Raw genomic sequence first — 20,398 nt, 5'->3', positions numbered from 1 at the left:
GACGAGGCTCACGTTACCATGGATTGCCGTCTACCGCGCCAGCAGCACGGTGAACCCGGCTGATTCCTGCATCGCCTTGCTGGCCGCCTGCGTCATGGGCTCCCGCCGACCTCGCGGATCGGCCGCGTGCCGTCCCAGCTCAAAGCAGCCTGCCGGACCTTCTCGAAGAACGGCCCCTTGGTGCCGCTGATGTCGGAGATCTCGATCACGGTGCCTGGATGGGCCTGGGTGTCGAAATAGGCAAAGCGCCCCTTGTCGCCGCCGATCTGGCCCTCGTGGCCGATCCTGTAGCCGAGCCCGAGCGCCCTGTCGTAGAGCGCCTGGTAGTCGTGGCTCCAGTAGGACATGTGCTGAAGGCCTTCGTGGCCGGACTCGAGGAACTCCCTGTACAGCGAGGGCGCGTCGTTGCGCTGCTGGATCAGCTCGATCTGGAGATCGCCGGAATTGGCCAGCGCGATGCTCATCTCGACGGCGGAGTTTTCGCCGCGATGGCAAAACCAGTCGGTCTTGACGCGGTCCATGTAGTACCAGGGACCGACGCCCATCACCTCGATCCAGTGCTTCATCGCGGAGTGGATGTCCCGCACCACATAACCGTTCTGGCGTACCGCGCCGAAGATGCGGCTCATGCCCGCGCTCCTCTTGTCAGCTTGATCACTTCAGTTCAATGCCCGCGTCCTTGGCAACCTGCTTCCAGGCCGCGATGTCGCGGGCGTTGATGTCACGCTGCTCGTCGCCCGGCACGAATTGCGGCGTGATGCCAAGCCCCAGCAGCTTCTCCTTCACCTCGGCATCGGCGAGCGCGTCCTTCAGCGCCGCGGACAGCTTTCTTGCGATCGGTTCGGCAAGCCCCGCAGGCGCATACATCGCCCAGGACAGGCTGCGGTCGAACGGCACGCCTTGTTCCTTGTAGCTTGCGACATCCGGCAGGCTCGGCGAGCGTTCGCCGCAGGCGGCCAGCGCCTTGATCGAGCCGTCCTTCACCAGCGGCGTCGCGGTCGCCATGTCGAGTGTCGCCAGCGAGATGTGGCCGCCGAGCAGATCGCCGGCCAGTTTGGCGATGCCGTTGAACGGCACGTGGTCCATCTTGATTCCGGTCTGCTGCATCAGGATTTCCGCGCAGAACTGTCCGGTCGAGCCGACGCCCCAGCTTCCGTACTGGATCGGCTCGCCCTTCCTGGCCAGCGCGATCAGGCCCTTGATGTCGTTGGCGGCAAAATCCTTGGTCGCCACCAGCATGATCGAGGACGTGCCGATGCGCCCGATCGTGGTGAAATCCTTGATCGAATCGTAAGGCAGTTTCGGATAGATCGCCGGCGCCAGCACATGCGTGGTCATGCCGCCTACGGTGATGGTGTAGCCGTCATTCGCCGACGCCGCGACCATCTGGGTGCCGAGCGTGCCGGCAGCCCCGGTGTGGTTCTCGATATAGACGCTCTGTCCGAGCGTCTTGCCCATCCTGTCGCCGAGCAGTCGTCCGATCACGTCGCCGCCGCCACCGGCCGCATAAGGCAGCTCTTGTGCGTGGGATAGGCGGCCGGATCCTCGGCCCGCGCAGGCAGCATTGCCGAGAACGTTATGACCAATGACAAAGTTGCGGCGCGCAGCAGACGAAAATGGACGAAGCGCGCCATGACCTGATCTCCCCAGATTGCTCTCCGCTTCTTTTGAGAGCGGAGTTGAAGCGCAAGACCGAACGAGCGATCGTGCCGGCGGTTGACTAGCGAACGATCGTTCGTTAGTCAAGCCCGCATGGCTGTCCACACCACCAGCGCGGCGGAAGCGGCTGCGCCCACGACCCGCGCGCGCATTCTCGCCGAGGCGCTCGATCTGTTCGCGCAGAGCGGCTATGGCGGCGCCTCGATGCGCGAGCTCGCGCGTCGCGTCGGCATTCGCGAGAGCAGCCTCTACAATCACTTCGCCGGCAAGGCCGCGATCCTCGAGGCGATCGTCAGCGAGCACGGCCCGGCCAGCTCGGCGAGCCGGCTGGAAGAGCCGCGCTACAAGCAGCTCGCGCGCCAGCCCGCCGCGTTCTGCCGCCAGTTTGCACTGGATCTCGTCGAGCAATGGTCCGATCCGCGCGAGCACCAGTTCCAGAAAGTGATCACCGCCGAGCGCAACCGCGTGCCCGGCATCCGCGCCAAATTCGCCGATCATTTCTATGCGCGCGAGCAGAGCATGATGACGGATTATTTCCGCGGCTTTGCGCTCGCCGGTCTCGTCTCGACGCCGGACCCACGCGAGACCGCGCGGCTGTTCGCGGCCGGGCTGATCTACATCCGTCTCGAGCATTACGTGATGGGCGCGGCACCGTCGCCGCGGCCGAAGGTGATCGAGGCGATCGACTGCTATCTCGCCTTCTTCCTGTCGCTGATCGCGGCGGATGGCGGGACACAGGACAATAAGAAACGAAAAGCCAAGGGAGAGACTCGTGGCAAGGCTGCCCCTGATTGATCCGGAGACGACGAGCGGCGACATCCGCGCCTCGTTCGACCGCATGCCGGTCAAGCTGAATATTTTCCGCATGATGGCCCATGCCGAGGCCAACATGATCCCGGCGATGCGGCTCGGCAATTCGATCCTGCACAAGCAGAAGCTCAGTGCGGTCCATCGCGAGCTCCTGATCCTTCAGGCCGCCCAGCTCGAAGGCGGTGCCTATGAATGGCGCCAGCACGTGCCGATCGCGCTCGGAATCGGCTGCACGCAAGCACAGATCGATGCGGTCGAGCGGGCCGACTACGATGCCGCCGGCCTGAGCGAGGCCGAGCGCGCGCTGCTGAAATTCGGCCGCGAAGTGGTCGAGCACGTTCGCGTTCCCGAGCTGATCTTCGCCGCCATGCGCGCGCATTTCAGCGACCAGGAGATCGTCGAATCCATCGTCGCGCTCGGCTTCTACATGATGATGGCGCGTGTCACCGAGGCGACCGAGACCGATCTCGACCCGGCAGCCGGCATGAAGGTCTACGACAGCGGCAAGAGATAAGCGGCGCGCATGCGTGAGAATTCCGAGACCAGGCCGGAGCGCTATGTTCTCCCGCCGAGCGCGGAATCGCTGGGCGAAGCGCCGGGCAGGGGACGCCTTGAGAGGCGTCGCATCCTGATCGTCGGCGGTGGCCAGCGTGTGTTCGACGCCGCCACCGATCCGATCGGCAACGGCCGCGCCATGAGCATTCTTTGCGCGCGCGAGGGCGCGAAGGTCGCGGTCGCCGATCTCAACCACACCTCCGCGCAGCAGACGGTCAAGCACATCACCGACGAAGGCGGCGAGGGCTTTGCCATCACGGCCGATGTCACCTCTGAATCCGACGTCCAGCGCATGATCGAGGAAGCACATCGCGCCATGGGCGGGCTCGACGGCATGGTCCTCAACATCGGCACCTTCGGCAAGGTCGGCCTCGACGCCGTCAGCCCCGAGGAGTGGAATGCGATCTACGACGTCAACGTTCGCGGTCCGATGCTGTGCTGCCGCGCGGGCCTGCCGAAATTCGGCAACGGCGGATCGATCGTCTTCATCTCCTCCATCGCCGCTCTGAAGGCCGGCTCGCAGATGGCGGCGTATGATTCCTCGAAAGCCGCGCTCGGCGGCCTCATGCGCAACATCGCCCATCTCGGATCGCGCCGCGGCATCCGCGCCAACCTCGTCTATCCCGGTCTCGTCGACACGCCGAACGGTCGCGAGGCCGGCGCCGGCCGCCCCTCGCGCGGCAAGGGTCACGTCCCGTTCGGCCGCCAGGCCACCGCCTGGGAAATCGCCTATGCCGTGCTGTTCTTCCTCTCGGACGAGAGCGTCTACGTCACCGCGCAAACGCTCGCGGTCGATAGCGGCCTGAGCGGGATGTGACGTCGATCCGTAACAGGCTGCGGCTCGACGCGACAGTTTCGCAGGGCCTGCTCATCTGATAAGCCTCAAAGGCATGAAAACCGCACTGCTGAAATCCGAAGACTACGCCCGCTCGCCCTGGAAGAACGGCGGCGGCATCTTCACCGATATTGCGGATGCCCATCGCGCTGAATCCGTGAAGGATTGGGACAGCCTGCTCTGGCGCTTCGCGACCACGCCGATTGTGGCGCCGGGGCCATTCTCCCATATGCCCGGCATCGACCGCCTGCAGATGGTGGTCGGCGGACGCGGGCTGGTGCTGAAGTCGCCCACCGAGGAATTCGACGAGCGCGAGCCGTTTACGACGGTGCGCTTCACCGGCGAGCTCGAGATCGTGACCCGGCTCGAGGAAGGGCGAGTCGAGGTGGTGAATTTGATGGGCCGGCGCGGTGCGGTCGCGCTTGAGCTCGAAGCGCTTAAGGAGCCCGGTGAGCGGCGATTGTCCGCCGGCACGCATCTAATTTATGCGGCGCGCGGCGACTGCACTATCCGTCTCGAAGGCACGGATTTTTCGATTTCGCACGAAAACACCTTGAAAGTCGAACTGACGGGGGCATCGACGCTTGCGCTCGTCTCGGGGCTGGCCGTGCTGGGCTCTATCCAGATCGTCGGCTGAACGGCGTTCCAGCCCACCAGAGCGATGCGCACAATCCGTGCAACTGGCTAGGTTGACGCCGTCGCGCCGGAGCACGATATCTGCCCTGATGCAGCCGCCGCCCAAAAGCCAAAGCACGATATGGGCGGCCACGATATGAACGGGCAGATATGACCGCGCCAGAGAACAAATCCGCCACGCTGTCCGACGGCGTCGTCGACTGGTTGATCAACGGCACGCGCGACCAGCGCTTTATCGACAATATCTTTGCCGAGATGTGCATCCGGCTTCAGCAGGCCGGCATTCCGCTGGCGCGCTCAACCCTTCACGTGCTGATCCAGCACCCGCAATGGCTGGGCGCCCGCTTCATGTGGGCCGACGGCATGCGCGAGGCAGAGATTGCACGGGTCGACCATGACGTCCGCGAGCGGTCTGAATATATCGGCAGTCCCGCCAACGAAATGTTCGACGGCGCGACCGAGTTGCGCGAAAATCTCGAGCAGGACCCAGCGCTCGGCCGCAAGCACGCGCTCTACCGCGAGATGCGCGCGCAGGGCCTCACCGACTATGTGGCTTGGCCGCTCTATCATACGCTCGGCAAGCGCCATCTCGTCACCTTCGCGACCAACCGGCCCGGCGGCTTCGACGACACCCATGTCGCTGCCCTCAAGAACTTGTTGCCTGTGCTGGCGCTGGTCAGCGAGATCCGCGTTAAGAATCGATTGGCGCGAACGCTGCTCGAGACCTATGTCGGCTCCCATGCCGGCGAGCTCATCCTGGCCGGCGCCACGCGGCGCGGTACCGGTACGACGGTGCGCGCCGCGATCATGATCTGCGATCTGCGCGACTTCACCAAGATTTCCGACAATTGGCCGCGCGACGACGTCATCGATCTGCTCAACGATTATTTCGACGCGATGTCGGAGCCGATCGCGCGGCATGGCGGCGAGATCCTGAAATTCATCGGTGACGGCCTGCTCGCCATCTTTCCGCTGAGCGAGCCCAAGGCCTGCGCAAACCTGCTGCATGCCATGACCGAAGCCAGGCAGGCCATGATCGCGTTGAACGCGCGCAACGACGGCACCGGCCGAGCGCCGCTGAACTACGGCATCGGCGTCCATGTCGGCGACGTCATGTACGGCAATATCGGATCGTCCACCCGGCTCGACTTCACCGTGATCGGTCCCGCCGTCAACATGGCCTCACGCCTCGAAGCCTTGACCAAGCAATTGGGAAAGAAAGTGTTGCTGTCACGCGACTTTGCCGAGCTGGTCGAGCGAGAGTTCGAGCTGGAGCATGTCGGAAAATATGAGGTGCGCGGCTTCAGCGATCCGATCGAGCTTTTTGCGTTTTGAAGATGACGGAGGCCCCCGGCTAAGCAGCGGGCGATCATCGAGTCCTGTTGCCAACGCAGGATTGTGTGACTACGCTCGGTGCGAAGCGCAACCAAGCGTTTCGTCCAAGCGTGTCATCGATCGGCCGCAGTACATGCCAAAATTCCTCCGCATCGGAATCCATCAGTCGAACGTATCGGGTTACACGTCGAAGGCGTGGTGTGTCCGGCGCGTTGGCACGGCGATCCTCCTGAAATGGGGCGCCGTGGAAGTCCAGGGCGCGGGTGACGGACGAAAGGTCTACTGGACGCGTCTGCCGCAGCAGAAGACAATTCGCTGCGGCAGCGCGCAGCGTGCCCAGGATTACGCCAAGGCCGCGATCGCGCGGCGCCGCAATCATCGCTATGAACCGCTGACCGGCGCGATCGTGCTCCGGCGCCGACCGGCCGCAGGCAACACCGAGCTCAAGCGGGCGCTTGCCACGATCCTGATCGTCGATATCGTCGGCTCCACCGCAAAAGCCGCAAAGCTCGGCGATGTCCGCTGGACCAAGATCATGGGCCATTATTACGCGGCGGTCCGCAAGGAGCTGAAGAGCTCGCGCGGCAAGGAAGTCACGACGACGGGCGACGGCGTGCTGGCGACGTTCAAGACGCCGGCCGCCGGAATCAATTGCGCGACCGCGATCCAGAAGGCCGTGCGTACGCTCGGCCTCGAGATCAGGGTCGGCCTGCATGCCGGCGAATACACCGTGAGCGGCACTGAGGCGGTCGGCCTGGCCTTCCACATCGGCACCCGCGTCGCCGCAAAGGCGAGCGCCGGCGAGGTGCTGGTGTCGAGCGCGGTGAAGGAGCTGATGGCGTCGCAGTCGGCGATCAACCTGAAAGATCACGGCATTCACCGGCTCAAGGGCGTGCCGGAAAAATGGAGACTCTATAGAGTGGAGGGGTGAGAGTGGGTGAAGCTCTCACCGTCCTTCGTAAACGGGTGGACGCTTCTGTGCCTCGGCATCCCGCCCTTCCTGGAAGTCCCTGGTCGTGAGCAGCGCACGATATTGGTCGCCAAGTTGGGCAAGCGCGGCCTCGGGGTCTTCGAGCGCAAGGTGCGAGGACGCAATCGAGGTCTTGATGCCGAGGGGAGCGCATGCGGCGATCTTCTCGGCGATCTCGACGGCCTTCGCGCGAGCGGCGTCGCGGTTTGTTGCCACCTCCTGAACCGTTCCCATCCGGAGCGCTTCGTTCGCATCCCAATGATCGCCCGTCAGAATGAACCGCATGGCATTTCCCCAGCCGGCTTCTCGTGGGAAGCGAACGGTTGAGCCGCCGCCGGGAAAGCGGCCGTGCGTGTTCTCGTCCTGGCCGAAATCCGTGTCTTCCGATGCTATGCGGATGTCCGCAACGAGGAAGATTTCGTGCGCCATATTCCAGGTATCGCCATGCACCGCGACAATCAGCGGCTTGGTGAGCGCCGGTTTGGTCCGCCCGAGAGGGTCGATGAAGCCGGGTCCCTCCATCATCGTCTTTCCCGATTGAGCAAATGCCTTGTAAGCGTCGACATCGACACCTCTGGAGAAGCGTTCGCCGTAGCCGAACAGAACCGCTGCACGCAGCGAGGGATCTCGATCGTACTGGTAGTAGGCTCTCGCCAGGCTCTCTGTCGCCTCCGGGTCCAGCCGATTGTCGATGCCAGGCCGGTTGATGCCGATCAGCACGATGTGGCCTTTGCGCTCGATGGTGATCTTCGTCCGCTCACCGTACGGAATGTCCGCCATCGGCGCGGACTCGTCAGATTGTGACATCATGGATTCTGTCTTCCCGTGCTGATGAGAGCGCTGCAGCGATGATGTGGTATCATGCAGAAGATTGCATCAGGCCCGACATGGGCGATATGCGTATCGGAAAACGCATCTGCGTTTTCGAAACGACGATGAACGAGGGTGTGGGCTCAAGAGCGTGCCGGAGCGGTGGCGGGGTGGGGACTGAGGCGATTGCGCGCGGGGCGGATCCACGCCCTCATCTCATCTGGACGACGATTTTCCCCCTGGCTCGTCCCTTTTCGAGATAGGCCAGCGCGTCTTTCGCCTGTTCGAACGGAAAGACCTTGTCGATCACCGGCCGGATACGCTCCGCCTTGAGAAGCTCGCCGATCTCGGCGAGTTGCCTGCCGTCCGGGTGGACGAACACGAACGAATACTCCGCGCCGATCTTGCCGGCGCGGCGAATGATCTTGCGGCTCAGCCATCCGAACAGGAACACCATGACGACGTTCATCCCGCGGTCGCGCGCGAACGCGGCGTCCGGCGGCCCGACCAGCGAGGCAATCCTGCTCCCCCGCTTCAGGATCCGAAGCGATGTCTCGACCGCATCGCCCCTGAGCGTGCCCAGCACCGCGTCGTAGTCCCGCAGCACTTCCTCGAATTGCTGGGTCTTGTAGTCGATCACCTCGTCAGCCCCGAGGCTGCGCACCAGATCGATATTTCCAGTGCTGGTCGTCGTCCCCACTTTGGCGCCGAAATATTTCGCGAGCTGGATCGCGAACGTGCCGATCCCGCCGGCGCCGGCGGGGATGAAGACTTTCTGGCCGGGTTTGAGACGTATGCGCTCCCTAAGAGCTTGCCACGATGTCAGGCCGACCATCGGGATCGAGGCCGCGTGCACGAAGTCCAGGTTCGGCGGCTTGAGCGCGGCGGCATCCTCCGGCACGGTCGCGAATTCGGCGAGAGCGCCTGTGCCGAGATCAAAGATGCTGGCGAAGACGGCGTCGCCCGGCTTGAAGCGGGTCACGCGGCTTCCGACCTCGACGACGACGCCCGCCAGGTCGCTGCCCAGCGTGGCCGGCAGTTCAAACTTCAGGATCGGCTTGAACGTTCCCTTCGGAATCATGTTGTCGATCGGGTTCAACCCCGCGGCATGAACCTGGACCAGGATTTCGTTCGGCTTCGGCGTCGGCCGCGGGATATCGGCCAACGCGATCTGGTCCGGCTTGCCGTAGCGCTTGAACACGAGGGCTCTCATTTTTTCTCTCGGTCCGAAGGTTCTTCGCACTGGCAAGATTGCGGCCCTCAGAAAGCCCGCGCGGTGCGGGCGGGCTGCAGCGCCGCCGTCGCATCCAGCCGCAAATCCTTTCGGATTCCGGCATCCACCAGGGCTGCGGGCGCGAACCGGCGCAGAAATCGCAGGCGCTTCGCAAGGCTGCCGGCCGCGTATTTGAGTTGCGGGCGCACCGCGCTCGCGGCCTTCAGCACGGCATCGGCCACGACGCCGGGCTGTTCGGCCGTCGCCATCACCTCGTTCACCCGCTTGGTCGCGCCGGCGCGCGCCTCGCGATATTCGTCGAGCGTGGCGTCGGGCTCCATGAAGTTCGCGTCGAACGGCGTCTTGGTGTAGGCGGGCTCGACTACGGAGACCCGGATGCCCCGCGTGCGCAGTTCATGGTCGAGCGATTCCGAATAGCCTGCCGCGGCGTGCTTGGTCGCGGCATAGAGCGCGCCGTAAGGCATCGGCAGAAAGCCGAGCACTGAGCCGATGTTGATGATGCGGCCGCTTCCATGGCGCCGCATGTGCGGCACGACGGCGCGCGTCATCCGGATCAGGCCGAAGAAGTTCGTCTCGAAAATCGCGCGCGCCTGCTCCATCGAGCTCTCTTCCGCGCCGGCAGGGGCAACGCCGAAGCCGGCGTTGTTGACGAGCAGGTCGATGCGACCCTCGCGCCGGATCACTTCGCCGACGGCGGCTTCCACCGATGCATCGCTGGTGACGTCGAGAGCCAGCATCTCGAACGCCTGCTTGCCCGCCTGCGCGCCCCGCCTGCTGGTGCCGAACACCTTGTAGCCGGCGTTCGCGAGTCGCTCCGCCGTCGCCTGGCCGATGCCTGAGGAGGCGCCGGTCACTAGCGCGATCTTCGGTGTAATCCTGTTCATAATGCCTCTCCGACGCCACTACCGGGCCTGAAATCGTTTGATTACGATCGTAACTATTGATATACATGACGATCGTAATTATAAAAGTCAAGCCCCGCCTCTAAGGATCGGTCCCATGCGCGTCTCAAAGGAACAGGCCGCCAAAAATCGCGAGCATATTCTCGAGACTGCCTCGCGCCTGCTGCGGGAGCGCGGCATCGCCGGCGTCGGTGTCGACGCACTCGCCGAGGCGGCCGGGATGACGCACGGCAGCCTCTACAGCCAGTTCGGCTCCAAGGAGCGGCTGGTCGAGGAGGCGGTGGCCCATGCGATCGACGCCAAGGGTCAGGAATTCCCCGAGGCCTTCGAGCTCGAGGACTATGTTTCGCACTATCTCTCGCCGGGGCATCGCGACGATCCCGCCGCCGGCTGCCCCTTCGCTGCGCTCGCCTGTGAAGTGTCACGTCAAAGCAGCGGCCTGAAGCAGCGTTTCACCGCCGGCGTGCGCGGCGTGATCGGCTTGCTGAGCAGCCGAATGGCCACCGATCTGAAGCCACGCCAGCGCGAGGACAAGGCGCTCGCCGCCGCCGCCTCCATGGTGGGAGCCCTCGTGCTTGCCCGCGCCGTGGACGATCCCAAGCTGTCGGACGATATTCTTCGCGCGACGAGGAATTCGCTGGCGGGGTGAGGCCGCGTCCCGGCGGGGCGCCGAAAGTCCGGAACAAAATTCCGGTGACGACGTTCGACGTCGCGGACAGCCAAAAGCGATGGCTGCCGATCTTCGACATCGACATACTTTCGAACGCGCATGGATGACTACAGCGATCTGGTGCTCGGCATGTTGGCCCTGGCCGTCGCTGCCCTCCTGTTGGTGGCGGGCGAGCTCTATCTCGTGACCCGGCCAGAGCCGCCGCAAACTCACGCGCCGGCCCCACCGGTCGTTACATCGTCGGCCGAAACCATTTTTTGTCATGTCGATTTTGGAGCGTAAGCAGACCAACTCGAAGAGGTGGGCAATGGGAAGCACTGCAACTGTTCCGATGCTGTCGTCTGAGGGCGGATTGACACATTACCTGGCGGAAATTCGCAAGTTTCCGATGCTGCGGCCCGATCAGGAAATCGCCTACGCCAAGCTATGGCGCGAGCACGGCGACCGCGAGGCAGCCTATCATCTCGTCACAAGCCATCTGCGGCTCGTTGCCAGGATTGCGATGGGATATCGCGGCTACGGCCTGCCGGTTGCGGACATCATTTCCGAAGGAAACGTCGGCCTGATGCACGCCGTCAAGCGCTTCGAGCCGGAGCGCGGCTTTCGGCTCGCGACCTACGCGATGTGGTGGATCAAGGCGTCGATCCAGGAATACATCCTGCGGTCCTGGTCGCTGGTCAGGATTGCCAACAGCGGGGCGCAGAAGAAGCTGTTCTTCAAGCTTCGCCGGACCAAGGCGGAAATTTCCGCCCTGGAGGATGGTGATCTCCGCCCCGAGCACGCCAGCCGGATCGCGCGGCGGCTCGGCGTGCAGGAGAACGACGTCATCGAGATGAACCGGCGCCTCGGCGGCGACCTGTCGCTCAATGCCTTGGTGCGCGACGCCGACGGCGGCGAAGTCCAGGACTGGCTCGTCGACCCCGCGTCCAGTCCTGAAGCCGCGTACGCCGAGCAGGAAGAAACCAGACGGAGGCGTGAAGCCCTCGCCGGCGCCATGGGCGTCCTCAAGCCGCGCGAGCGCGACATTCTCGAGGCGCGCTGGCTCTCCGAGCCGCCGCTGAGACTTGAGCAGCTCGCGGCACGGTATGGCGTTTCACGCGAGCGGGTGCGGCAGATCGAAATGCGCGCGTTCGAAAAGGTTCGGGCTGCTATCGGCGGACGCCTCGCAGCCGGCTCTTGAAACCAAATCGGCGCCTCCTAATTCTTTTGGCAGCCGCATGCGAGTGCGGTGCCGGACGCCAAAGCAGGGTCCGGCAAGGCCATCGGGGCTCGCCCCGGTGATGCTCTTAATCCATGTTGCTCACAGGAGGATGTGGTTATGAGAACCGACGATATGTCTCCCCTCTGGCGTTCGACCATCGGTTTCGACCGCCGTTCCGCCGCGTCGCATCGCGATCGATGCTGCCGGCAATGCCGACCCGAAATCGAGCACAAGCAGGCGGCCTGACGAGTTGATCGTCCGGGCTTTGCAGCGCGTGCGTGGCCCTCGCCGCGCGCCGAGCTGCGCCAATCGACAATTAAGACAGGAGATAAGGAGAAACGACAATGGCACTACGCGATCTCATTCCGTGGAACAACGGCTCACGCAACATGGCCGTTCAACGCGGCGAAGCCGGCAACCCGCTGCTTGCGCTTCATCGTGAGATGAACCGGCTGTTCGACGACGCCTTCCGCAGCTTTGATCTCAGTCCGTTCGGCTCCTCGACCGCAATGGGCTGGCCGAACGTCGAACTCGACGAGAGCGACAAGGAAGTCAAGGTCGTCGCCGAGCTTCCCGGTCTCGAACAGAAGGACGTCAACGTCGAGCTTGCAAACGGCGTGCTGACGATCAGCGGCGAGAAGAAGAGCGAAACGGAAGACAAGGAGCGTCTCTTCAGCGAGCGTTACTATGGCCGTTTCGAGCGGCGCATTCCGGTCGATGACGTCGACCAGGACAATGTCGCGGCTTCCTTCAACAACGGCGTTCTCACCGTCACCCTGCCGAAGTCACCGGCGGCACAACAGAAGGTGAGGCGCATCGCGATCAAAGGCAAGTAAGAACGATGTGTAAGCATGGCCGTGGGCGGGAGCCGCCGCTCCCGCCCGCGTCCGGCCGGCGGCCGCATTTGCGTCCGTCGGCTCGCTGCAAATTTTCCGGAACGCTCGGAAACTTCAATTCCGGTCTGGCGTTTTGCGGTCGGTTTCCAAGTTCTGGGAGTCGCACATGAAGAAACTTGCTTTGGTCCTGACGATGATCTCGGCCCTGTTCGTGGCGGCGGCCTCGCCGGCGGAAGCCCATGGCTGGCGCGGCGGCTGGCACGGCCATTGGGGCGGTCCCGGCATCGGCTTCGGTCTTGTTGCCGGTGCGCTTGCGGCGGGGCTGGCGGCCGATGCCTATTATGGCCCGCGCTTCTATGGCCCGCCCTACGGCTATTATGGACCGCGCGTCGTGCGGCGGGCCTATTATGTGCCTTACGCCTACGCTCCACCGCCCTATTGGGATCCCTGGTGGTGACGAGACAAGGCCCGGACCATCATCCGGGCCTTTTGCGTGAGGGTCATCCACTGGATGCGCGTCGCGCCGCGTCTATTTGCGGTTCGCTCCCGTCGAGCCTGAGCCCGGCATGGCCTGCTGACCGCCCTGGGTTTGCCTGGTGTCGTTGTCGCCTGGCCGGGTCGTGGAGGACTTGGCCGGTGCGTTCGCGCCGCCGCCATTGTTGTCCGATGACGTGTTGAGGCCGGAGGCTCCCGCTCCCGTTGTGCCGCCGGTGCCTGAGGAGTCGATGCTCGACCCGGTCCTGGACGCACCCGCGCCGCCTTGCGCGAATGCGGAAGAGGGGAATGCGAGAGCCGCAACGAGCCCTGCGAGAACCAGCTTTTTCATGTCCGCTCCTGTGCTTGACGTCGTCACATGCCGTGCCGAGGCAAAGATCTCGGCACGCACCTGTTCCTGGGCGGGAGCGGAAATCCCGCGACAGCGACGATGAGTCATCCCGAGCTCATCGCACGCGGGGCGATCCGTTCCTGCGCCTGCGGCGTCAACTCGTAGCGATCGCCGGCTTTCACCAGCCAGCCCGCCTCGATCATGCGTCGCGTCATGCCCGCGCTGCACAGCGGGTGGCTGCCGCCGGGATGAAACAGCGCGCCCTCGCGTTCGATCAGGTAGCCGTAGAGCCGCGCCTGTCGAAGCGGGTTTTGCATCCCTGGTGTGGGCGCCTCCATGGTCTCTCGCGCAGTCCTCCAAGACGGCCTGAGATGCCGGGCCGATCCCCCGTCAGGCGGCCCCGGCCTGTGGCCCGGGGGCGGGGCTTCGAGCCGAGGCCGCCATTGCCGGAATCGCAAGGACCCGGCGCGGCCCAATACGCAACGGCCCCAGGTCGTTCCAACGACGTCGTTCCTGCGAGCTCGGTCCTACAAACTATCCGTTGCTCTTTCCGGATGGGTGTCGGCAAGGCGAATTGCCTAGGCCGACCAACGATCCTGCTCTTCCTGGTGAGCATGCTCGTTCAGCCGTTCGACGATCTGATCCGCGATCGTGTCCGACTCGGCCGAGGCCACCGGCTCGCCCTTGTGGGTCCTGAGCTTGTCCTTGTCGGCTTCGATGGGGAAATCGTCGGGCTTCAGTCCGGCATCTTTGGTCATGGCGCGCCTCATTGTGTCTCGCATCCGGAAAACACGGGCGAGGGCCGTTCGTTGCTGGAACAATGAAGGCGCAATCGAAAGCCACAGCCTGGCGCAAGCGCCGCGCGGCCCGCGCTTTGCTCAGGCCCCGCCGACGGCCCGGATCACGGTCCCGCTGCCGCCGCACGTCGCGCAGGGCGCGCCGTCGATCCGCCCCTTGCCATGGCAATCCGGACACACATCTTCGCCGGTGCCCATCGTCCCCGGTGCGGCTTCGTCCCCGGGGTTGAGCGCCGCCGAACCCGTCGGCGGTGTCCCGGTCTTTACGCCCTCCGTGTCGGTCTTGGTCATCTGCAGCTCCCTCGAAAAGACCGCAACGCGTCTTGCCGCAGGAAGTGCCAATCGTGATGTCAGATGCGGTGCACGTCAGTCGCGAGCCTGCGCAACCTGGGAAAGTACGCCGTCCGCATTGGAGGCCATCACCTCATCATCACCGCACGCCCGTGCCTTTGCAGCGCTGGCACTTCACCACCTTGTCGCCCTTCTTGAGCAGGCCTTTGCCTTCGCAGTTCTTGCATTTCTGCTTCTTCTTGATGTTCGGGCCTTTTTCATTGGTCATGGACGGCTCCTGCCGCGAAAGGGCGGTTGATTGAGCATTGTATGGGCGGGTTCTCGGCGAGAACACGCAGCGTTTCTGGTGGGGCAGCCCAGCGGAACAGCCGAACGGTGCCAGATAAGCCCTACGCTCATGTCGGCTTCGGCACCACCCGCACAACGATGGCGCGTGATCGCGCCGATTGTTCGTCGCCACACGGCTCCCCGGCCTCGGAACGTTCACCGCCTAAATGCATTTAGGTGGTGTCAGATGATGGAGGCCCGAATGGCGAGCGGACTGGCGCACCGGCGCTTGGCGTTGAACGGGAATGTCGATCTTCTATCGCGAAGCGGGGCGCGCCGGCGCGCCGGTCCTGCTGCTGCCGCACGGCTATCCCTGTTCCTCCTTCCAGTTCCGCCGGCTGATGCCGGCGCTCGCCGACCAATGGCGGACGACGTCGCCGCCCGGGTGCCGCCCGACCTCTGGAAGCTTCATTGGCCACTCATGGACACGCCAGTGCGCCGACAGGTCTGCGTCGGGCTGATGGAGAAGCTGGAGGAGAATCTCGGCTGGTTCGCGCGCTATCAGGCGTATCTGCGCGAGCACCGTCCTCCAACGCTCGTGGTGTGGGGCCTCGAAGACGGATACATGCCGGCCGAGTCCGCCCGCGCCTATCGCCGCGACTTGCCCGATGTCGATCTGCACCTGCTCGACGGCGCCGGTCACTGGCTGCTCGAGACGCATTTCGATGAGGCGCTGCCACTGGTCCGCGCCTTCCTTGCGCGTGTCCATGCCTGATCGTCCCACGGCGCGGCCTTCGCCGCGCTGGTGTCCCTTCGCCGCCTAAAGGAGGAAGCAAGCATGCCAACCAATCCTTCCATCGCACGAATCTGGCGTGGTCGTACCCGGCGGGACATCGCCGACAGCTACGAGCAATATCTGCGCGCTGAAGGCATTCCGCCGCTCGAGAAGACGGCGCTCGGCGTCCAGCTGCTGCGCGAGGACCTTGACGAGGAGACATGGTTCACGACCATCTCCTACTGGTCCGACATGCAGGCAATGACTGCCTTCACCAAGGGCGAGCCGACCAAGGTGCATCACCTCGACCGCGATCCCGAACTCCTGATCGAACTCCCTCAAAGGGTGGAAATCCACCGCGTTCTGGTCGATCGGTACGGCATGCGCTGAGCACGACGGTGCGCAACTTTGTCCTGTTCGCCGCAATGTCGTTGATCTGGGGGCTGACCTGGGCCGCCATCAAGGTCGGGCTCGGCGATCTGCCCCCGCTGCTGCTCGCCGCCGCGCGATACCTGCTGGCGGCCGCACTGCTGGCCATCGGGGTGCGCGGGGCCGGCGCCGCATTCGCCGAAGGCCGCGCACGGCCAACGATCGTTTCAGCTCTGCTGGTCAACACCGACACCTACGGCTTGCTGTTCTGGGGGATGCAGCACGTGCCATCAGGGCTGTCGGGGCTGGTCAACCTTACCCTGATTCCGGTCCTGCTGTTTGCCCTCGCCGCGTTGACCGGCGAGGAGAGGCCGACCTGGCATCATGCCGTCGTGCTCGCGATCGGTTGTGTCGGTGTCATCGGGCTGTTCTGGGCGCGGCTCGGGGCCGGGTCCGATGCGAGCGGCCTTGGGCTCGCGGCGATCGTCGCCGCGACCGTGAGCTATTGCGTCGGCAGCGTGGTCGCGCGTCCGTTGGTCGGTCCGGTGAAGCCCCTGGCGCTGACGATGGTGCAGGCGGCGATCGGCGGCGCCGCCCTGCTCGGCCTTTCGCTGGTGCTGGAACCCGTATCGAGAGACACGCTCGACGCTTTCCTCACTCCGGCGGCAATCGGCAGCCTGTTGTTCCTGTTGCTGCTCGGAACGATCGTGGCTTATACGATCTATCTCGTGCTGCTGCGTGAATGGGGTACGATGCGCGCAGGTCTGTATGCCTTTGTCTCTCCGATCATCGCGCTTGGCACCGGTGCGTGGTTGTTCGGCGAGGCGATCGGCTGGCTCGAGATCGGCGGCGCTGCCCTCATGCTGGTGGCCGCCGCGATGGCGCTGCTCCGGCCTTGGGAAGAACGTCCGACGTGAAGCGTTTGCGCAGCATCGCCGATCGACCGCCGCCGCTTCACCGCGTAGCGGGGAATCTGGCGCTCGATTTCGCCAACACGATCAGCTGGCGCGGCACGGACCAAGAGGTCGATCACTTGCGCGACGCCGAGGGAATGCTGGCCTGGGCAAGGGATGCTGGACTGGTGGGCGTCGATTTTTCGCTTAATGCAAGGCAGCGGGCGTTGCTGGCCGACGATGGCCGGCGCCTGCGCAACGCGATCGACAAAGTAGGCGCTGCGATCGCGGACGGCGATGAACCGCCGGCGCTGGGCATGGCGGTGATCCACGATGTTGCGGCCCGTACCTTCACGGCCGCATTGCTGACCGGTTCGCCGGCCACCATCGAATTCACGCACGGGGACCGGATCCTTGGTCCGCTTGCCTGGGCTGCGGTCGACCTGCTGCGCGGCGACGAACTCGACCGATTGAAACGATGTCCACAGCACGACTGCCACTGGCTGTTCATCGATCGCACCAAAAACAGATCCCGTCGCTGGTGCGAAATGGCCACCTGCGGAAACCGCGCAAAGATGCAATCGCGCCGGTAAGCCGACAGCCGCCTTGAACAACAAGCCTTCAGCTCTATTTTGCGCTCGAGAAAGCATCCGCTGCGTAGACGACCTTGCCGCCCACGACCGTCAGCAGAGACGCCGTGGCGCCGATCTGCTCGACGGGGATGGACATGAAATCCCGATCGAGAATCGCGAAGTCGGCGAGCTTGCCGGTCTCCAGCGTGCCGCGCCGCGTCTCGTCGAAGCAGAACCACGCGCTTCCCACGGTGTAGAGGCGCAAGGCATCTTCGCGGCTGGGTGTTTCGTCCGGGCCGCGCGTCGAGAGTCCGCCGACGGTCTTGCCGTCGAGCATCCATTGCAGCGCCACGAACGGATTGTAGGATGCGACCCGATGCGCATCCGTGCCGGCCCCGACATGGACTCCCATGCGCAACGCCGTGACGAGGGGTGGCATGCTGCGGGCGGCTTCGCCGACCTGCGCCACGATACGGTCACCTCCGAGATACATCGCGTCCTGCATGGTCCAGCCGATACCAAGGGCTTTCATGCGCGCCAGCGTTTGGGGCGAGGTGTTGTCGAGATGGGCGATGGACCAGCGCAACGGCGCGAGCGGCGTCTCCTTGTTGACCTCGTCATAGAGGTCCAGGAGGTGATGGACGGATTTGTCTTCCTGCCAGTGGATGGTGACTGTCAGCCCTTGTTTGGCCGCCCAGCGAATGATCTCGCGGAACTTGTCCTTGGCGGCCGCGTCAGGCGCATTGTTGTTGTACATGGCGCCGGTGATCCGCTCGCCTAGTCCGTTGAACCGCAGCATGTCGTCGCCGAATCCCATCGGCAGGAACGGCGTGAGAGTCTTGTACTCGTCGAATTCCGCGCCGACATTCTGGGCGAACAGGCTGAAGGCAACGCGAACCGACAATGATTTGTCACGCCAGAGCTTTTGCAAGGCCGCGTAGTGGCTGGGATAGATGCTGAAGCCGCCGGGATCCACGATCCCGGTCACGCCGAGACGATTGAGCTCCGTGAAGAACTGCCGGGTCCCGGCGACATTCTCTTCGAAATTCGGCCTCGGCAGCCGATCGAACAGCGCGGAGATACTGACGATGGAGCCGTTGAGCCACCCCGTGGCGTCGCCCGATGCGGCGCGCTCAGTCGTGATACCGGCCGGCAACTGATCCGCGGACATCCCGAGGGCTTGCTGCGCTTTTGGCGTCATCAGCACCGCCGAATAGAACAGCTGGATGTAAGCCGGATTGTCGGGAACGGCCGCCATCACCTCGGCGAGCGTTGGCCGCCGCTTCTCAGTAAACTGCAATTCGCTCCAGCCGCCGGCCACGATGATCCAGGATGCCGGGCGCGCTGTTGCCGCCTGGCGCAAGCGTTCCATGGCCTCGGGAATCGTCTTTGCGCCGATCCAGTTGACCTCGGTTGCGTAGGTGAGGCCGGCGCGCACGGCGTGAATATGGGAATCGATCAATCCCGGAATGATGGTGCGTCCACCTGCGTCGACCCGGCGCGTCGCGGGCCCGATCAGGCCTTCCACGGCATCGTTGCCGCCAATAGCAACGATCCTGCCGTCGCGGACTGCGAGAGCCTGCGCGATCGTCGATGCGGGATCCAGCGTCACGAGCTTTGCGTTCGTGACAATGAGGTCGGCCTTTTGTGCGTAAGCCAAACTGGCCCAGCACGAGATCAGCAATATTGCCAGAAGCTTGCGCATGGTCAGTCCCGAAATGAGAGAGGCAGGTGTGAAAGAGGCCGAAGCGGCGCCACACATCCGCCGCTGGATGCGCTCGCGGACATCGCGTGTCGCAACGGTGTCGTGATATTGATCATGTCTAGCACCAACAAAATCAGCCGGCCCACCGAAAAATTTGGTGGCGGCCCAAGCAATTGATGTTGCAGCCGCCTTCGCCCGCCTCGCAGCAGTTCGTCCGTCTTCGCTCTCACTTCGTTCAATCTACGCCGGACACCACGCTTCGCCCTCGTTCTCCGCGCGGCTGCGCCACCCGTAGCCCGAGGTCAAGATAGAACCGCCCGGACGCATCGCATCACAGGCGCGCCCGCATCCAAAGCGCTCGACGAGGCCGGCGACGAGAGCGCCCGAACGACGCCTTGCCTTCGAACGGCACGACCCGTTTTTCCGGTGGATTGTGGTAAGCGGAAAGAAAAGGCCGCGCCTTCGGGTGCGCGGCCTTCGTTGCGTTCAGACGGACCGCTCTCACCAGTGGTGGCGATGCCAGCGGTGCCGAACGACCGGGTAGGATCCGCGGTAATAGGCGTATGCAGGTCGCACGACTCGACGGTAGCGGTAGCCGTAGGACACGGGCGCCGTGTAGTAAGTCGTGGTGGCGTACCCGCCACCCCAGCGATACGGCTCGTCATACCCGTAGTCGTACGCATAGGGTCCGCCGTAATAGCCCGCTCCATAGTAGCCGGGGGCACCGTAGTAGCCATAACCTGGTCCCCATCCATACGCCGACGAGGCAAGCCCGCCGATCACAGCGCCGGCCAACAGGCCGCCGGCGATGCCCGGTCCCCAGCCCCCTCGCCAGTGGGCTTCTGCAGGAGACGTGGCGGCCACCGAGGACAGACCAAGAGCGCCGACCAGCAGCGCCGACATCGCGATCTTCTTCATCGAGATTCCTTTCACATTGCTGCGCCCTGTCGATAACGGGAAAATAGGCAATGGTTGCAGCTGCACCCCCGCGGCGAGGGGGCAATGGATCCTCGCCTCCTGACTCACCTCCTTTCGTATACTTCCGGGAAAAACTGGAAACCTTCCAGATTGCCTTGAGTTGGCAGCGACTGGGTTCGGTCTCCGGAGACAGTAAGTATGGTCGACGAAGTCGTCTTGAAGAACGCCACGGAGACCGCCTGGACGGTGTATCGGGCGCGGCACCCCGAGGTCGATGCGCATGACAGCCGGCGCTGCCTTCTGGAGCGCCACCTCCACAGCAGGTCGGAAGCGCGAGAGAGCGATACCGAAGAACTCGCTGGCTTGGGATAGCCTACCTGCAGCGGCTTCCTCCAGACGAATGTTGACGATCGTGAAGACGCTCGCAGCGCGCGTGGTCCGTGGAAGCACGAGGCCCAATTGGACGCTGCTTGCGATTTCATCCCTCATTTCCGCTGGCATCGTCACGGTCCTGCGGTCCGTGTTCGGGGCC

General features: G+C 64.1%; 28 protein-coding genes and 1 pseudogene. 16 read left to right on the top strand and 13 right to left on the bottom strand.

The annotated features are described in order from the left end of the window. Positions 1-92 precede the first annotated feature (92 nt). Genes IVB13_RS16420 through IVB13_RS16410 form a run of 3 tightly spaced genes read right to left on the bottom strand, consistent with a single transcriptional unit; the run spans position 93 to position 1,634 of the window. Positions 93-629 (bottom strand): VOC family protein, encoded by a 537-nt coding sequence (locus IVB13_RS16420; RefSeq protein WP_247489659.1) that lies wholly within the window; start codon positions 627-629, stop codon positions 93-95. 25 nt (positions 630-654) lie between these two features. Continuing rightward, on the bottom strand, positions 655-1,485 hold the full coding sequence (locus tag IVB13_RS16415; protein ID WP_247489657.1) for a tripartite tricarboxylate transporter substrate binding protein: 831 nt from the start codon (positions 1,483-1,485) through the stop codon (positions 655-657). After that, on the bottom strand, positions 1,482-1,634 hold the full coding sequence (locus tag IVB13_RS16410; protein ID WP_247489655.1) for a hypothetical protein: 153 nt from the start codon (positions 1,632-1,634) through the stop codon (positions 1,482-1,484). The genes IVB13_RS16415 and IVB13_RS16410 overlap by 4 nt, the downstream gene beginning before the upstream one ends. A 118-nt stretch (positions 1,635-1,752) precedes the next feature. On the opposite strand from IVB13_RS16410, the gene IVB13_RS16405 reads away from it, so the two are divergent. The 6 genes from IVB13_RS16405 to IVB13_RS16380 all read left to right on the top strand — a co-directional run bounded on the left by IVB13_RS16405 (position 1,753) and on the right by IVB13_RS16380 (position 6,761). Next, positions 1,753-2,454 (top strand): TetR/AcrR family transcriptional regulator, encoded by a 702-nt coding sequence (locus IVB13_RS16405; RefSeq protein WP_247403587.1) that lies wholly within the window; start codon positions 1,753-1,755, stop codon positions 2,452-2,454. Beyond that, positions 2,432-2,983, top strand: a complete 552-nt coding sequence (locus tag IVB13_RS16400; protein WP_085384392.1) for a carboxymuconolactone decarboxylase family protein — start codon at positions 2,432-2,434, stop codon at positions 2,981-2,983. The genes IVB13_RS16405 and IVB13_RS16400 overlap by 23 nt, the downstream gene beginning before the upstream one ends. Before the next feature lie 9 nt (positions 2,984-2,992). Beyond that, positions 2,993-3,841: an SDR family oxidoreductase gene (locus tag IVB13_RS16395; protein ID WP_247489653.1), complete on the top strand. Its 849-nt coding sequence runs from the start codon at positions 2,993-2,995 to the stop codon at positions 3,839-3,841. A 73-nt stretch (positions 3,842-3,914) separates the two neighbouring features. Continuing rightward, positions 3,915-4,496: a HutD family protein gene (locus IVB13_RS16390; protein ID WP_247489650.1), complete on the top strand. Its 582-nt coding sequence runs from the start codon at positions 3,915-3,917 to the stop codon at positions 4,494-4,496. A 149-nt stretch (positions 4,497-4,645) separates the two neighbouring features. Beyond that, complete coding sequence (locus tag IVB13_RS16385) at positions 4,646-5,830, top strand: adenylate/guanylate cyclase domain-containing protein (RefSeq protein WP_247489648.1); 1,185 nt, start codon at positions 4,646-4,648, stop codon at positions 5,828-5,830. A gap of 133 nt (positions 5,831-5,963) precedes the next feature. Further along, positions 5,964-6,761, top strand: a complete 798-nt coding sequence (locus IVB13_RS16380) for an adenylate/guanylate cyclase domain-containing protein (protein WP_247372482.1) — start codon at positions 5,964-5,966, stop codon at positions 6,759-6,761. 15 nt (positions 6,762-6,776) lie between these two features. Here the strand turns inward: IVB13_RS16380 and IVB13_RS16375 are convergent, their stop codons facing one another. The 3 genes from IVB13_RS16375 to IVB13_RS16365 all read right to left on the bottom strand — a co-directional run bounded on the left by IVB13_RS16375 (position 6,777) and on the right by IVB13_RS16365 (position 9,728). After that, on the bottom strand, positions 6,777-7,580 hold the full coding sequence (locus tag IVB13_RS16375) for an enoyl-CoA hydratase-related protein (RefSeq protein WP_249803237.1): 804 nt from the start codon (positions 7,578-7,580) through the stop codon (positions 6,777-6,779). 241 nt (positions 7,581-7,821) lie between these two features. Continuing rightward, positions 7,822-8,823: an NADP-dependent oxidoreductase gene (locus IVB13_RS16370; RefSeq protein WP_018455665.1), complete on the bottom strand. Its 1,002-nt coding sequence runs from the start codon at positions 8,821-8,823 to the stop codon at positions 7,822-7,824. Positions 8,824-8,870: 47 nt separating this feature from the next. Next, entirely contained in the window at positions 8,871-9,728 is an 858-nt protein-coding gene (locus IVB13_RS16365; protein WP_247489645.1) for an oxidoreductase, read from the bottom strand. A 115-nt stretch (positions 9,729-9,843) separates the two neighbouring features. On the opposite strand from IVB13_RS16365, the gene IVB13_RS16360 reads away from it, so the two are divergent. The 5 genes from IVB13_RS16360 to IVB13_RS16340 all read left to right on the top strand — a co-directional run bounded on the left by IVB13_RS16360 (position 9,844) and on the right by IVB13_RS16340 (position 12,910). Further along, positions 9,844-10,395 (top strand): TetR/AcrR family transcriptional regulator, encoded by a 552-nt coding sequence (locus tag IVB13_RS16360; RefSeq protein WP_204513726.1) that lies wholly within the window; start codon positions 9,844-9,846, stop codon positions 10,393-10,395. A 120-nt stretch (positions 10,396-10,515) separates the two neighbouring features. After that, on the top strand, positions 10,516-10,698 hold the full coding sequence (locus tag IVB13_RS16355; RefSeq protein ID WP_018455661.1) for a hypothetical protein: 183 nt from the start codon (positions 10,516-10,518) through the stop codon (positions 10,696-10,698). Positions 10,699-10,723: 25 nt separating this feature from the next. Further along, a complete protein-coding gene (rpoH, locus tag IVB13_RS16350) occupies positions 10,724-11,596 on the top strand; it encodes an RNA polymerase sigma factor RpoH (RefSeq protein ID WP_247489643.1) in 873 nt (290 codons plus the stop codon). 365 nt (positions 11,597-11,961) lie between these two features. Next, positions 11,962-12,453, top strand: coding sequence for an Hsp20/alpha crystallin family protein (locus IVB13_RS16345; RefSeq protein WP_018455659.1), 492 nt, complete (start codon positions 11,962-11,964; stop codon positions 12,451-12,453). A 166-nt stretch (positions 12,454-12,619) separates the two neighbouring features. Further along, on the top strand, positions 12,620-12,910 hold the full coding sequence (locus IVB13_RS16340; RefSeq protein WP_018455658.1) for a hypothetical protein: 291 nt from the start codon (positions 12,620-12,622) through the stop codon (positions 12,908-12,910). A 72-nt stretch (positions 12,911-12,982) separates the two neighbouring features. Here the strand turns inward: IVB13_RS16340 and IVB13_RS16335 are convergent, their stop codons facing one another. From IVB13_RS16335 to IVB13_RS40205, 5 genes are all read right to left on the bottom strand, one after another. After that, positions 12,983-13,279, bottom strand: a complete 297-nt coding sequence (locus tag IVB13_RS16335; protein ID WP_026232997.1) for a hypothetical protein — start codon at positions 13,277-13,279, stop codon at positions 12,983-12,985. Between the two features lie 104 nt (positions 13,280-13,383). Then, positions 13,384-13,596: a hypothetical protein gene (locus IVB13_RS16330; protein ID WP_018455656.1), complete on the bottom strand. Its 213-nt coding sequence runs from the start codon at positions 13,594-13,596 to the stop codon at positions 13,384-13,386. 261 nt (positions 13,597-13,857) lie between these two features. After that, the gene (locus IVB13_RS16325; RefSeq protein ID WP_247489641.1) at positions 13,858-14,037 is read right to left on the bottom strand and encodes a hypothetical protein; all 180 of its coding nucleotides are present in this window, start codon (positions 14,035-14,037) and stop codon (positions 13,858-13,860) included. Between the two features lie 120 nt (positions 14,038-14,157). Next, positions 14,158-14,367 (bottom strand): hypothetical protein, encoded by a 210-nt coding sequence (locus IVB13_RS16320; protein ID WP_018455654.1) that lies wholly within the window; start codon positions 14,365-14,367, stop codon positions 14,158-14,160. A 139-nt stretch (positions 14,368-14,506) separates the two neighbouring features. Next, on the bottom strand, positions 14,507-14,635 hold the full coding sequence (locus IVB13_RS40205; protein WP_018455653.1) for a hypothetical protein: 129 nt from the start codon (positions 14,633-14,635) through the stop codon (positions 14,507-14,509). 261 nt (positions 14,636-14,896) lie between these two features. Between IVB13_RS40205 and IVB13_RS16315 the strand changes: the two are divergent. From IVB13_RS16315 to IVB13_RS16300, 4 genes and pseudogenes are all read left to right on the top strand, one after another. Next, positions 14,897-15,409: pseudogene (locus tag IVB13_RS16315) on the top strand (alpha/beta hydrolase). A gap of 63 nt (positions 15,410-15,472) precedes the next feature. Continuing rightward, positions 15,473-15,799: a hypothetical protein gene (locus IVB13_RS16310; RefSeq protein WP_018455651.1), complete on the top strand. Its 327-nt coding sequence runs from the start codon at positions 15,473-15,475 to the stop codon at positions 15,797-15,799. Between the two features lie 8 nt (positions 15,800-15,807). Beyond that, complete coding sequence (locus IVB13_RS16305) at positions 15,808-16,695, top strand: EamA family transporter (protein ID WP_247489639.1); 888 nt, start codon at positions 15,808-15,810, stop codon at positions 16,693-16,695. Then, positions 16,692-17,264: an ABATE domain-containing protein gene (locus IVB13_RS16300; RefSeq protein ID WP_247489637.1), complete on the top strand. Its 573-nt coding sequence runs from the start codon at positions 16,692-16,694 to the stop codon at positions 17,262-17,264. The genes IVB13_RS16305 and IVB13_RS16300 overlap by 4 nt, the downstream gene beginning before the upstream one ends. 34 nt (positions 17,265-17,298) lie before the next feature. Here the strand turns inward: IVB13_RS16300 and IVB13_RS16295 are convergent, their stop codons facing one another. Both IVB13_RS16295 and IVB13_RS16290 read right to left on the bottom strand, forming a co-directional pair. Next, entirely contained in the window at positions 17,299-18,948 is a 1,650-nt protein-coding gene (locus tag IVB13_RS16295; RefSeq protein WP_247489636.1) for an amidohydrolase, read from the bottom strand. A 501-nt stretch (positions 18,949-19,449) separates the two neighbouring features. Further along, positions 19,450-19,866, bottom strand: coding sequence for a hypothetical protein (locus IVB13_RS16290; RefSeq protein ID WP_247489634.1), 417 nt, complete (start codon positions 19,864-19,866; stop codon positions 19,450-19,452). Positions 19,867-20,064: 198 nt separating this feature from the next. Here IVB13_RS16290 and IVB13_RS16285 point away from each other — a divergent pair, with 198 nt between their 5' ends. Further along, positions 20,065-20,238 carry a hypothetical protein gene (locus IVB13_RS16285; RefSeq protein ID WP_240543238.1) on the top strand — a complete coding sequence of 58 codons (174 nt, stop codon included), beginning with the start codon at positions 20,065-20,067 and terminating at the stop codon, positions 20,236-20,238. Positions 20,239-20,398: the final 160 nt, after the last annotated feature.

Source organism: Bradyrhizobium sp. 17 (assembly GCF_023073515.1).
GTDB lineage: Bacteria > Pseudomonadota > Alphaproteobacteria > Rhizobiales > Xanthobacteraceae > Bradyrhizobium > Bradyrhizobium canariense_D.
This window is presented reverse-complemented; position numbering and strand designations above follow the sequence as displayed.

Coding starts and splice junctions, on each gene's coding strand:
- IVB13_RS16380 (WP_247372482.1), top strand. CDS start 5,964: ATGCCAAAATTCCTCCGCATCGGAATCCATCAGTCGAACGTATCGGGT.
- IVB13_RS16365 (WP_247489645.1), bottom strand. CDS start 9,728: ATGAACAGGATTACACCGAAGATCGCGCTAGTGACCGGCGCCTCCTCA.
- IVB13_RS16360 (WP_204513726.1), top strand. CDS start 9,844: ATGCGCGTCTCAAAGGAACAGGCCGCCAAAAATCGCGAGCATATTCTC.
- IVB13_RS16335 (WP_026232997.1), bottom strand. CDS start 13,279: ATGAAAAAGCTGGTTCTCGCAGGGCTCGTTGCGGCTCTCGCATTCCCC.
- IVB13_RS40205 (WP_018455653.1), bottom strand. CDS start 14,635: ATGACCAATGAAAAAGGCCCGAACATCAAGAAGAAGCAGAAATGCAAG.
- IVB13_RS16375 (WP_249803237.1), bottom strand. CDS start 7,580: ATGGCGGACATTCCGTACGGTGAGCGGACGAAGATCACCATCGAGCGC.
- IVB13_RS16320 (WP_018455654.1), bottom strand. CDS start 14,367: ATGACCAAGACCGACACGGAGGGCGTAAAGACCGGGACACCGCCGACG.
- IVB13_RS16395 (WP_247489653.1), top strand. CDS start 2,993: ATGCGTGAGAATTCCGAGACCAGGCCGGAGCGCTATGTTCTCCCGCCG.
- IVB13_RS16370 (WP_018455665.1), bottom strand. CDS start 8,823: ATGAGAGCCCTCGTGTTCAAGCGCTACGGCAAGCCGGACCAGATCGCG.
- IVB13_RS16295 (WP_247489636.1), bottom strand. CDS start 18,948: ATGCGCAAGCTTCTGGCAATATTGCTGATCTCGTGCTGGGCCAGTTTG.
- IVB13_RS16390 (WP_247489650.1), top strand. CDS start 3,915: ATGAAAACCGCACTGCTGAAATCCGAAGACTACGCCCGCTCGCCCTGG.
- rpoH (WP_247489643.1), top strand. CDS start 10,724: ATGGGAAGCACTGCAACTGTTCCGATGCTGTCGTCTGAGGGCGGATTG.
- IVB13_RS16310 (WP_018455651.1), top strand. CDS start 15,473: ATGCCAACCAATCCTTCCATCGCACGAATCTGGCGTGGTCGTACCCGG.
- IVB13_RS16405 (WP_247403587.1), top strand. CDS start 1,753: ATGGCTGTCCACACCACCAGCGCGGCGGAAGCGGCTGCGCCCACGACC.
- IVB13_RS16355 (WP_018455661.1), top strand. CDS start 10,516: ATGGATGACTACAGCGATCTGGTGCTCGGCATGTTGGCCCTGGCCGTC.
- IVB13_RS16330 (WP_018455656.1), bottom strand. CDS start 13,596: ATGCAAAACCCGCTTCGACAGGCGCGGCTCTACGGCTACCTGATCGAA.
- IVB13_RS16420 (WP_247489659.1), bottom strand. CDS start 629: ATGAGCCGCATCTTCGGCGCGGTACGCCAGAACGGTTATGTGGTGCGG.
- IVB13_RS16345 (WP_018455659.1), top strand. CDS start 11,962: ATGGCACTACGCGATCTCATTCCGTGGAACAACGGCTCACGCAACATG.
- IVB13_RS16385 (WP_247489648.1), top strand. CDS start 4,646: ATGACCGCGCCAGAGAACAAATCCGCCACGCTGTCCGACGGCGTCGTC.
- IVB13_RS16410 (WP_247489655.1), bottom strand. CDS start 1,634: ATGGCGCGCTTCGTCCATTTTCGTCTGCTGCGCGCCGCAACTTTGTCA.
- IVB13_RS16340 (WP_018455658.1), top strand. CDS start 12,620: ATGAAGAAACTTGCTTTGGTCCTGACGATGATCTCGGCCCTGTTCGTG.
- IVB13_RS16290 (WP_247489634.1), bottom strand. CDS start 19,866: ATGAAGAAGATCGCGATGTCGGCGCTGCTGGTCGGCGCTCTTGGTCTG.
- IVB13_RS16325 (WP_247489641.1), bottom strand. CDS start 14,037: ATGACCAAAGATGCCGGACTGAAGCCCGACGATTTCCCCATCGAAGCC.
- IVB13_RS16285 (WP_240543238.1), top strand. CDS start 20,065: ATGGTCGACGAAGTCGTCTTGAAGAACGCCACGGAGACCGCCTGGACG.